The sequence below is a fragment of the Acinetobacter sp. AOR18_HL genome (genome assembly GCF_027855145.1).
Taxonomy (GTDB): Bacteria; Pseudomonadota; Gammaproteobacteria; order Pseudomonadales; family Moraxellaceae; genus Acinetobacter; species Acinetobacter pittii.
The window spans coordinates 90,004-101,435 of record NZ_JAKTIG010000017.1; the positions used below are offsets into that span (position 1 = coordinate 90,004).

11 protein-coding genes are annotated in these 11,432 nt (G+C 40.8%); 8 read left to right on the forward strand and 3 right to left on the reverse strand.

What is annotated here, in order from left to right:
• The first annotated feature begins 207 nt into the window (after positions 1–207).
• From puuE to MKL51_RS04675, 5 genes are all read left to right on the forward strand, one after another.
• Positions 208–1,173, forward strand: coding sequence for an allantoinase PuuE (gene puuE / locus MKL51_RS04655; RefSeq protein WP_005804409.1), 966 nt, complete (start codon positions 208–210; stop codon positions 1,171–1,173).
• Positions 1,174–1,272: 99 nt separating this feature from the next.
• Complete coding sequence (uraD, locus tag MKL51_RS04660; RefSeq protein ID WP_014207943.1) at positions 1,273–1,776, forward strand: 2-oxo-4-hydroxy-4-carboxy-5-ureidoimidazoline decarboxylase; 504 nt, start codon at positions 1,273–1,275, stop codon at positions 1,774–1,776.
• Complete coding sequence (gene uraH / locus MKL51_RS04665) at positions 1,773–2,096, forward strand: hydroxyisourate hydrolase (RefSeq protein ID WP_005066767.1); 324 nt, start codon at positions 1,773–1,775, stop codon at positions 2,094–2,096. The genes uraD and uraH overlap by 4 nt, the downstream gene beginning before the upstream one ends.
• Positions 2,097–2,120: 24 nt before the next feature.
• Positions 2,121–3,488: a nucleobase:cation symporter-2 family protein gene (locus MKL51_RS04670; protein ID WP_017387580.1), complete on the forward strand. Its 1,368-nt coding sequence runs from the start codon at positions 2,121–2,123 to the stop codon at positions 3,486–3,488.
• A 121-nt stretch (positions 3,489–3,609) separates the two neighbouring features.
• Positions 3,610–4,335, forward strand: a complete 726-nt coding sequence (locus MKL51_RS04675) for an outer membrane protein OmpK (RefSeq protein WP_014207944.1) — start codon at positions 3,610–3,612, stop codon at positions 4,333–4,335.
• 51 nt (positions 4,336–4,386) lie between these two features.
• On the opposite strand, the gene hpxO is transcribed toward MKL51_RS04675, so the two are convergent.
• The gene (hpxO, locus tag MKL51_RS04680) at positions 4,387–5,544 is read right to left on the reverse strand and encodes an FAD-dependent urate hydroxylase HpxO (RefSeq protein ID WP_017481823.1); all 1,158 of its coding nucleotides are present in this window, start codon (positions 5,542–5,544) and stop codon (positions 4,387–4,389) included.
• Positions 5,545–5,743: 199 nt separating this feature from the next.
• On the opposite strand from hpxO, the gene alc reads away from it, so the two are divergent.
• Both alc and MKL51_RS04690 read left to right on the forward strand, forming a co-directional pair.
• Complete coding sequence (gene alc, locus MKL51_RS04685; protein ID WP_017481824.1) at positions 5,744–6,754, forward strand: allantoicase; 1,011 nt, start codon at positions 5,744–5,746, stop codon at positions 6,752–6,754.
• A complete protein-coding gene (locus MKL51_RS04690; RefSeq protein ID WP_017481825.1) occupies positions 6,751–7,254 on the forward strand; it encodes an ureidoglycolate lyase in 504 nt (167 codons plus the stop codon). The genes alc and MKL51_RS04690 overlap by 4 nt, the downstream gene beginning before the upstream one ends.
• 119 nt (positions 7,255–7,373) lie before the next feature.
• Here MKL51_RS04690 and parE read toward each other — a convergent pair whose 3' ends face one another.
• A complete protein-coding gene (parE, locus tag MKL51_RS04695) occupies positions 7,374–9,257 on the reverse strand; it encodes a DNA topoisomerase IV subunit B (protein WP_017387584.1) in 1,884 nt (627 codons plus the stop codon).
• A gap of 14 nt (positions 9,258–9,271) precedes the next feature.
• Positions 9,272–9,853, reverse strand: a complete 582-nt coding sequence (locus MKL51_RS04700; RefSeq protein ID WP_017387585.1) for a YqiA/YcfP family alpha/beta fold hydrolase — start codon at positions 9,851–9,853, stop codon at positions 9,272–9,274.
• A gap of 211 nt (positions 9,854–10,064) precedes the next feature.
• On the opposite strand from MKL51_RS04700, the gene MKL51_RS04705 reads away from it, so the two are divergent.
• On the forward strand, positions 10,065–11,411 hold the full coding sequence (locus MKL51_RS04705; RefSeq protein ID WP_442866708.1) for a PGAP1-like alpha/beta domain-containing protein: 1,347 nt from the start codon (positions 10,065–10,067) through the stop codon (positions 11,409–11,411).
• Positions 11,412–11,432 lie beyond the last annotated feature (21 nt).

Below are 11,432 nucleotides of genomic sequence, written 5' to 3' on the forward strand. Positions count from 1 at the left end.
CTTTTTTATGTTGGCATGTTTTAAGCATGCATGAACTGACTTCAATTGTACATTTTGATGGTGTAATGGTTTGTTATCTCCTGACTTAAACGTACTGCTTTTAATTTATTTTGAAGATCTTCATACCTTCAATATCAGTCCATCTATAAAAATATGCAAGCTGATTTTTTAAATTTTTATGAAAAATTGAACAAAAGGAGAGCAATCGTGTCCAAATCTTATCTATCTGGAGCAGAGCTTATTGAGCAAATCCAGAAGTCTCCTTATTCACGTGATTTAATCGGTTATCACGGACAGCCTCCACAGGTTAAATGGCCTAATAATGCCAAGGTTGCTGTGCAATTTGTGCTTAATTATGAAGAAGGTGGCGAAAAACATATAGAGCATGGCGATGAGGGCTCCGAACAGTTTTTATCAGAGATTATTGGCGCTGCAAGTTACCCAGCTAAACATATGTCAATGGACTCTATGTACGAATATGGTTCACGTGCTGGTTTTTGGCGCATTCATAGTGAATTCCAAAAGCGCAAACTTCCAATGACCATTTTTGGGGTTGCAATGGCACTTGCTCGCAACCCTTATATTGTAGAAGCGATTAAGCAAGCTGATTATGATGTGGTTTCTCATGGTTACCGCTGGCTTCACTATCAAGATACCGATATTGAAGTCGAAAAACAGCATATGGAGCAGGCTTTAACTGTCTTAGAAAACCTGTTTGAAAATAAAGTGATAGGTTGGTACACCGGACGTGACAGCCCCAATACACGTCAGTTACTCGCAGAGTTTCCACAAATACAATATGACTCAGATTATTATGGTGATGACCTGCCTTTTTGGACAACGCTTACCAATGCTGATGGCGCATCACGTCCTCATCTGATTATTCCTTACACTTTAGAATGTAACGACATGAAGTTCTGTTCACCAGGCGGATTTAATAGTTCAGAACAGTTTTTTCAATATTTGAAAGATAGTTTTGATGTGTTGTATGCAGAGGGAGAAACTGCACCAAAAATGATGTCGATTGGAATGCATTGCCGCATTTTAGGGCGTCCGGGCCGTTTTAAAGCACTACAGAAATTTCTCGACTATATTCAAATGCACGATCGGGTCTGGATATGTCGTCGTCAGGAAATTGCTGAACATTGGTATAAAAATCACATAACTAAATAATTGATTTTTAATTTTCAAAATTCTTAAGCGAACCAAAACTCGCTATTGGCACTGTTATTGCTAAAACTCTATATCAAGACAACGAGTTTAGGAATAACAGTGTTTTTAGCCGAGTTTAATCAAGCCCCACCAGAACAACTCAAGACTTTGTTAAAAAACTGTGTCCACATTCAAGCATGGGCCGAAAAAATCATCTCAAATCGTCCCTATTCAACAAAAGCATCACTTTTGGAATATGCAGAACAGTTAAGTCAAATGTGGTCATGGCAAGAGATACTAGCGGCTTTAGCAACCCATCCAAAAATTGGTGAACGCCAAGCTAAAAAACAACTCAATGCAAAAGAGCAAGATTTTTCCTCTAAAGAACAAGCTGGCATTTCTTTAGATGAACTAACACAACAGGCTCTGCTACAAGGCAACATGGATTATGAACAAAAGTTTGGCTTTATTTTTTTAATTAAAGCGGCAGGCCTTAGTAGCGATGAAATTTTAAAAAAGCTACATGAACGACTACAAAACGACTTGGCTATCGAAAAAACAATTGTACATGAGCAACTTGCAGCGATTGCTCTATTACGTCTATCTCAGGAAATACAAGCATGATCAGCACTCATATTTTAGATACGAATTTAGGTAAACCAGCTGCAGACGTAGAAGTGAAGTTGTTTCATGCAGCAACCCATGAGCTGATAGCAACAGCAACCACCAATCAAGATGGTCGAGTGAGTGATTTTGGAATAACAGACTTTGCAGAAGGTGCTTATCAACTTGAATTTGAAATTGCCCCTTATTTTTCATCGCAGCAAGTCAAAACTTTTTTCCCACGTGTTTGTATCCAATTTTTTATAGAAGACATCAATCAGCATTATCACATTCCATTACTGATTAGCCCATTTGCTTACTCCACTTATCGCGGTAGCTAACTCAATTATAAATAGGAGAAAAATATGAATCATCAGCAAAAAAATGCAATTTCTCCAGAGCATGAATACTTAGGAATTTCCAAAAGTTTTGCTTACGGCTTACAGCATGTGCTGACCATGTATGGTGGCATTGTAGCCCCGCCTTTGATTATTGGAACGGCAGCTGGCTTAAGCTCAGCACAAATCGGAATGTTAATTGCAGCGGCCCTATTTGTAGGTGGATTGGCAACCCTGATCCAAACAATCGGAACCAAATATTTAGGCGCAAAATTACCTCTGGTACAGGGTGTATCTTTTGCGGGTGTGGCCACCATGGTCGCCATTATCACTACAGGCGGTGGTTTACCTGCTGTCTACGGCGCGGTCATTGCCGCCTCTCTAATTGGACTATGCCTTGCACCTTACTTTTCAAAAATTATTCGTTTTTTCCCACCTGTTGTGACGGGATGCGTTATCACGATTATTGGTCTATCTTTGTTACCCGTTGCGATTCGCTGGATGATGGGTGGCAACAACAAAGCGCCCGACTGGGGTAGCGTAGAAAATATCTCTTTGGCACTGCTGACCTTAGGCATTGTGATTGTTCTAAATATGCTGCCGCAAGCAAGCATTCGACGTTTATCAATTTTGTTGGCTATTGTGGTTGGTACTACCCTCGCCTACTTCATGGGTTTTGGTGATTTTAGTCAGGTGAGTTCAGGCGCATGGCTCCAATTTCCGCACTTATTTGCATTTGGTTTACCGACTTTCGAGCTCAGCGCTATCTTATCGATGTTGATTGTGACCTTGGTCATTATGACTGAAACCACAGCCGATATTATTGCTGTCGGAGACATTGTAGGAACTGAAGTCGATTCAAAACGTATCGCCAATGGTGTTCGTGCAGATATGTTCTCAAGTGCTTTTGCGCCTATTTTTGGTTCTTTCATGCAAAGTGCTTTTGCCCAAAATGTTGGACTGGTTGCGATTACAGGCATCAAAAGCCGCTTTGTAGTCGCAGCAGGTGGTGTCATTCTGATTATTTTAGGACTACTACCTATTATGGGTCGTTTGATTGCAGCGATTCCAATGCCCGTACTTGGTGGTGCAGGTTTGGTCTTGTTTGGGTCGGTTGCAGCGAGTGGAATTCGCACTTTGGCAAAAATAGATTATAACGATCAGAAAAATTTAATTATTGTCGCAACCGCTTTATCAGCTGGGATGATCCCAATTATTAACCATGAGTTTTATGCTCATTTCCCAGTTTGGGTACAAACTTTGTTCCATTCGGGCATTAGTTCAACTTGTCTCTTTGCTATCTTGTTGAATTTATTATTTAATCATTTACCTTCATTTCGTAGCTCGCGCACCCCACATTTAAGCCAAACAATAAACACAAGAAATACTCATTAAAGATTTAGTTTTTAGCGCCCCACTTCGGTGGGCTTTTTTTTAACCGTTGATCAAATTTGGCTTCATTTTTGCTTAAGACCCTGTATCCTTAGCGTGCTTTATTTGGGGGGAGATCATTTAAATGCAATTAAAGCAACTTGCGGCGACTTGTGCCTTGTTATCTGCAACTGCCATGGTTCAGGCAAAACCAATTTGGCAAGATTTTAGTGTGACTGGACTTTATGGTGAAAACTATGAAGTTGTAGATGACAAAGAAACCACGATTACTTTGGAATATGCAGCAAAAGTTAAATACGCTGATGTGTTTTTCTTTATGGACCGCATGCGTGGTGAAAATGACCACAAGAGTACTTACTTTGAGTTATCACCACGACTAAGTTTAGGCGAAGTGTCTGGTAAAAAATTGTCGTATGGCCCAATCAAAGATGTACTCATTAGTACTACTTGGGAAGGTAACAGTGAAGACGGCAACAACTTCGACAACTTCCTTTATGGTTTTGCAGTTGATTTAGATATCCCATATTTCCAATATGCAAATTTAAACTTCTACCGTGCAAACAATGAGAACACTGACGACGATTATCAAATGACATTCGTTTATGGTATTCCATTTAAACTCGCATCTGAAGATTTCTTGGTAGATGGTTTCCTTGATTGGTCAACTGCTGAAGGCGACCATGCGAGCGAATTAAACTGGACAACTCAGTGGAAATGGAATGTGGGTAAACACATTTCTCCTGATACACGCCTATACCTAGGTATCGAGCACTCAGTGTGGAATAACAAATTTGGTATTAAAGGTGCCGACGAAAATAACGTTAGTGCCTTGGTTAAATACCACTTCTAAAATCCAAATTTAGAAGATAAACAGCAAGGAAAATTCCTTGCTGTTTTGTTTTTAATCAAGTGGATTACCCACAATATTACTAATAATCCCCTGCATAATATGTCCACCTTGTTCACGGCGTAATTCTTCATACCATGCTTGTGTAACGGCTTCATCTTTCATATGCGTCACATCACAACGTTTGCGTGCACGAAGTACCAATTCATTAGCACGTTCATTACGCTTGTTTTGATAGCGACGTAAAGCATCCTCTAGCCCCAAAGTGTTAATTTGCAGAGAACGCGCTAAATAAATCGCATCTTCCATGGCTTGGCAACCACCTTGCCCAATATCAGGTGTTGTGCTGTGTGCAGCATCACCCAAAATCACCACACGACCTTTATAAAATTGAGTGAACGGTTCAATATCATGTATTTCTACCCGATTGGTCTTTTGCGGGTCTAAGCGTTCAATAAGCTGCTGTACGGGTTGGCACCAATCAACAAAATATTGTTTTAAAAGTTTTTTATAGTCATCTCGATTATTGTCTAAACCTGCTGGCAAAGGCACATCCAAAAAGAAATAGAATTTGCCATCTGCAACTGGCATTAAAGAAGCTCGCTTGCCTTCGCCCACATAAGTCGTCCATTGCTGGGCTGGAGCCAAATCTTCAGAGATCTCAACCAAACCATTCCAATTTACATAACCTGCGTAACGGCGCTGTACTTGCTGCCCCAACACATAGGTCCGTGTAAGTGAATGCGTACCATCGGCCCCAATTAATAGATCAGCCTGCGTTGAACTGCCATCTGCAAAATGAACCTCGACATAATCAGCTTTGTCTTCAAGGCTGACCATTTTTTTGCCTAGATAAATCTGATCACGACCAAATTCATCCATCAACATATTTTGTAGATCAGCACGTGCAACCGGATAAGGTCGTTGGCCCACTTCTTCAATTAATGGCAATAAACTGAATTGTGTCATCACATCTCCAGTTAAACCATCCACATAGGCCAAATCATCCATTTGTCCACCAAGTTTGGCGATTTTGTCAGTTAATCCTAGATAGTTCAGACATTTCACACCATTCGACCAGAGCGAAATTGCCGCGCCGACAGGAAGAATTTTTTCAGTTTGCTCAAAAATTCGAACTTGGTGACCAAATTTCTTTAATGCAATGCCTGTGGTTAGACCTCCCATTCCCGCACCAATAATCACCACATTCATAACACGCTCCTATAGATATTCACCTATAGGGTGCTTATGCTAAAAACATGCCATCGTTCAAAATTTATTTAGCTTTTCCACAAAACTGGCATGCACCATGCTTATATATTTATGTATAAAACTCGTCTCAGCACGCTCTGTGTTGGCGCAGTTTTAAATGAAAAATCATGTTTTTAACAAGAAATACGGATACCCCCTTATGGCAACATTGCACGCTCCAGCTTTTGAACTTCCTGAGATTTTGAATACGAAAACCAATTTAGCAGATGCCCGAATTGGTGCACAAGTCATTGAGTGTTCAGATGATTTCTTTGCAGAAGCAAAGCGTATGCTGCAATTTGATGCACCTATTTTTGTTGAAGATAAATTTGATGGTAACGGCAAATGGATGGACGGCTGGGAAACGCGTCGTAAGCGTCATGCGGGCTATGACTGGTGTATTGTGAAGTTAGGTGTAAGTGGAAAAATCACTGCTCTTGATATTGATACCAGCTTTTTTACAGGAAATTATCCTGCTTCTGCATCATTAGAAGCATGTTATGCACCAAATGGGGACCTGACAGGGGCAAAATGGGAGAATGTTTTAGGAAATACTGAACTCGGCCCAAGCCAGCATCATATTTTTATGGTCAATAATGATGCACTTTTCACTCATATACGCCTTAACATTTTCCCAGATGGTGGTATTGCCCGTTTACGTGTCTATGGTGATGTTCATATTCAGGTAACTGACAGCGAACAGACTCTCGATTTATTGGCCCTCGAAAATGGTGGCCGCGTAGTTGCGTATAGCGATGCTCACTTTGGACATCCTCGTAATTTGATTAACCCAGGCCGTGGAGTCAACATGGGCGATGGATGGGAAACCAAACGCCGCCGTGCACCGGGTTATGACTGGTGTATTCTTGCGTTGGGTAAAAGCGGAAAAATTGAGAAACTTGAAATTGATACGGCTCATTTTAAAGGGAACTTCCCTGCACAAGTATCTATTCAGGCGGTTTACCTCGAAAATGCAACCGATGCACAGTTAATTCCTCAAAGTATGTTTTGGCCTTACTTACTAGAAGCCCAACCGATGCAAATGGATCATATTCATGAATATGTGAATGAGATTTTACAGCATGAAAAAATCTCGCATATTCGTATTAACATGATTCCAGACGGTGGTATTAGTCGTGTTCGTTTATGGGGAAAAATTGCCAAGTCATGATCATGAAGAATGTTCAAATTCAGCCATTAACCATTGAGAACTTTCAGTCCTTTGGAGAAGTCATTTGTTGCGATGGGCATGACTTTTTTCATATTAACGATGCCCACACTGAGCGCTATCATGCGCTTGTTGAAACTGAAATTAAAGGGGAAGCAAAGGCAGGAATTAGTATTTTCCGTAATATTAAAGCCAGTGTACTGCCTTTAGAGATTTCAATGTTAGAGCGCCATCCCAAAGGTTCTCAAGCATTTATTCCACTACAGCAACAAAAGTTTTTAATTATTGTGGCGCCTGCTTTAGACGAAAATACTCCTGATATTTCAAAACTATGTGCTTTCGTCTCGAATGGAAAGCAAAGTATTAATTATCGGGCAGGCACATGGCATCATCCTTTGCTTACTTTTGAGGCACCAAGTGATTTTGCAGTGGTGGATCGAATTGGAGGTGGAGCGAATTGCGATGTTTTTCAATTTCCACAGGCTATAAAAATTACGACCTAAATTAAAATATACAGATCTGTCTATTTTAATTTAATATTAGAAATCGTTGTGGTGATTTCCAACAATTTAGATTTACATAAAAAATCCCCGCCAATTGAGCGGGGATTTTTTACGCCTTTTTAGACAGTGATATCAGCTAAGTTACCCTTCTGCTCAAGCCACTGCTTACGATCTGCCGAACGTTTTTTCGCAAGTAACTTGTCGAGTAAACCCGCCGTAAAATGGGCATCATCAAGATCTAATTGAACCAAACGGCGTGTATTAGGATCCATCGTGGTTTCACGTAGTTGAATCGCGTTCATCTCACCCAATCCTTTGAATCGGGTAATTTGCGGATTACGATTACCTTTAATATTTTTCAAAATAGTTTCAAGTTCATCATCATCAAGCGCGTAATGAACATCTTTACCAATGTCGATACGGAACAATGGTGGCATTGCCACATACAAATGTCCTTCTTCAACCAATGCTGGGAAGTGTTTAACGAATAAAGCACAAAGCAAAGTCGCAATGTGTAAACCGTCCGAGTCAGCATCGGCCAAAATACAGATTTTACCGTAACGGAGTTCAGATAAATCATCACTGCCCGGATCTACACCAATCGCAATGGCAATGTCGTGGACCTCTTGAGAAGCCAATACTTCATCTGAAGAAACTTCCCACGTATTTAAGATTTTTCCACGAATCGGCATGATCGCCTGAAAGTTTTTATCGCGCGCTTGCTTGGCACTACCGCCAGCAGAGTCGCCCTCGACAATAAATAACTCACTGTCTTCACGTGTTTGACCAACACAATCTGCCAACTTACCCGGCAATGCAGGGCCGGAAACAATTTTTTTACGCTCGACTTTCTTTGCTGCTTTTAAACGGCGACCTGCTTTAGAAATTGCCATTTCTGCCAACTGCATAGCAATTTCAGCATGTTGGTTGAGCCAGAGCGCGAAAGCATCTTTAGCAATATTTAAAACAATATTTGATGCTTCACGACTCGAAAGACGCTCTTTGGTTTGACCTGAAAACTGCGGTTCTTGGAACTTGAGCGACAATATATAGTTCACGCCATCCCAAACATCTTCTGCCGAAAGTTTAAGGTTTCGTGGTAGCAAATTACGCAATTCACAGAACTCGCGCAATGCTTCGGTAACCCCAGAGCGCAAACCGTTCACATGAGTACCGCCTTGTGCAGTCGGAATTAAGTTGACGTAACTTTCTTGAACCTGTTCACCACCTTCCACATTCCAACAAATCGCAAATTCACATGCCGCTCGGTCTGCCTGACCGCTGCTCACAAATGCAGGGTTTGGCAAAATTTCGCGGTCTTGCAATTCATCCATCAAATAATCGACGAGGCCATTTTCAAATTGCCATTCGATTTTTTCATCGTTAATTTGATCAATATAAGTAATTTTTAAACCAGCAGCTAAAACAGCTTTGGCTTTTAAATTGTGTTTCAGTGCTTTTAACGCAAATTTTGGACTATCAAAATATTTAGCTTCTGGCCAAAAATGTACAGTTGTACCCGTCGCGCGCTTTGGAGCTTTCCCTTCGATAACAGCTAAAGGTGCTACTGGTTCACCCTGCTCAAAGGCCATTTGGTATAGGTTACCCTGACGTTGAACTTCGACCTCAACACGTGTAGATAAAGCGTTTACAACCGAAATCCCCACACCATGTAAACCACCTGAAAACTGATAGTTATCGGTACTGAATTTACCGCCTGCGTGGAGCTTGGTCAGAATGATTTCGATACCACTTTGACCATATTCAGGGTGAATATCGACTGGCATACCACGGCCATTATCTTCAACCGACAACGAACCATCTTTATAAACCGTGACACATATTTTGTCGGCATGACCAGCTAATGCTTCATCAACAGCATTATCAATAACTTCTTGGGCTAAATGGTTAGGTCGAGTCGTATCGGTATACATCCCTGGACGACGACGAACAGGGTCTAAACCAGAAAGAACTTCAAGCGATTGAGCCGTATATTGTGTCACGTTGTACGTTTTCCTTATTTGATGGTGTGCGCAAAGAATTCGATCACTAACGGTAATTTTTCTTCAAAATCTTCCATAGCATGATTGCCATGAGCATCCGTCAAAATCAATGAGGATGGCGTTGCAGCACTATAATAGCGTTGTGCTTGACGATAATCCAAAATTTCGTCGCCTTGTTGCAATAAGACGAGTATTTTGTCGGCATTTTCAGGTTGTTTCAGTTCCAGTTGTTGTAACTGCCGTAACTGAACATGGTCAATTGACCATTGATCATTCACCACATAGGGCATACTTTCAACTTGAAATAACTCATCAAACAGTTTCCATGGTTGCATAGCAGGGTTAATCAGTACAGCTGGAACATTATATTTTGCGACAAAATATGTCGCAAAAAACCCGCCAAGGCTACTACCAACTAAAGCCACGTCTTGTAACGATTCAATAAGCGCTGAAACTTGCTCAACCACTAGATCAGGAGATCTGTTTAAATCTGGCAAATGCACATTTATGCCCAATTCGCTACAATACTGCTTAAGGCTCAGCCCTTTAATTGAAAGAGAGCTACTATTAAAGCCATGGAGGTAGATAATATTCATATATTTTCCCTCTAAATTGAGAATAAACTCACATTTTTGTTCTCAGTTTGTATATAAAAACACTATTGTCAGACAAGAAAAACCACTCAACTAACCATTCATCAGTATTTTAAAAACATGTGTTATTTAAACTACTAAGATGGAAACGTTAGCTGCCGTTGATAAAAAGTACAGCTTAAAACGTCGGTTATAACGTATATGGGGAAAAGATATGCCGAGCTTAACACCACTACATGAAACTTATTGTAAATGGGATCGTACGCCACCTAGTCAGGCAGACGTATTAGAAGGTTTAGCTCAACTGTTCAGTACCAGCTTAAATGGTGTACATGAATTAATTCAAGTTATTAATATTGAAGTATTAAAAAATGCTTTTGGTGTGAGCACACAAAATGCTAAAAACTTTCAAAAACGACCATTTGTGCAAAAGGCATATCAGTTTTCTTATGGCGCTTTACAAAAATATGGGAGTTGTTTTTTAGCGCCAAGCTTACGTCATATTATTGAAAAATATCCTACACTTCACGAAAAACCACTCACCCCAAGCCTACATTTTTTAGTCGGCATTTTGAATGGGATTTTTGGGGATTATCTACTGAAACAGCATAGCCCCCTCGCCTTACCCATGGTGCTATATGATCACTACGGTGCAATACAACAAGGGGAACTTGCAGGCCGTATCGTGATTTTAGCTCATGGTTTATGTATGAACCATCTGACTTGGTCAAATGCACACTATGGCGGCATTGGTGAGCGCCTGTTAGCGCAGCGTGACCATAACACCATGTTGTATTTAAATTACAATACAGGCCGACGTATTTCAGCCAATGGACGCAGTTTTTCGAACTTATTAGAAGACTTGGTACAACGTAATCCAAGAATTACCAGCATCGATATCATTGGCCATAGTATGGGCGGGCTAGTCTCTCGTAGTGCCTTGTTTTATGGCAAACAAAATATGTATCAATGGATCCATATGGTCGAGAATCTAGTCTGTATTGGCTCTCCACATCATGGGGCAGTCTTAGAGCGCTTTGGCTTTACCATACAAGATAAACTTGGGGCTTTCCCTTTTGTCGGCTTACTCGGTCAACTGGTTAATATTCGGAGTAATGGTATTTTAGACCTACGCCACGGCAGCGTTCGTGATGATGATTGGGAACATATGGATGCCCGTATTGGTATGATGGATGATAACCGCGCCCCTGCTCCGCTACCTTCCCATATCAACACCTTTTTAGTGGCAGGGACCTTAGAATTTGAAAAGGTGCGCAATAAAGCGTTGACCGTAATTGGCGACTACTTAGTGAGTGTAAAAAGCGCGCTAGGCGAACACCCTAACCCACGTTTTCAGCTTAAAGTTCCAGACTCACATAAAGCGGTGTTTTATGGCTTAAATCACTTTGAAATTCAGTATCATTCAAGTGTTGCCGAACAGATCACTCGCTGGTTATATCCTCATGCTAATGATTACGTTCAAGAAGGGGCGAATTCAAACATGAGGTGCGACAGTTTGAAAAGTCTTATGATAATCAACAAGCTGAGCAAATTTCTCTAATGGTGTAAGCCAATCTAACGC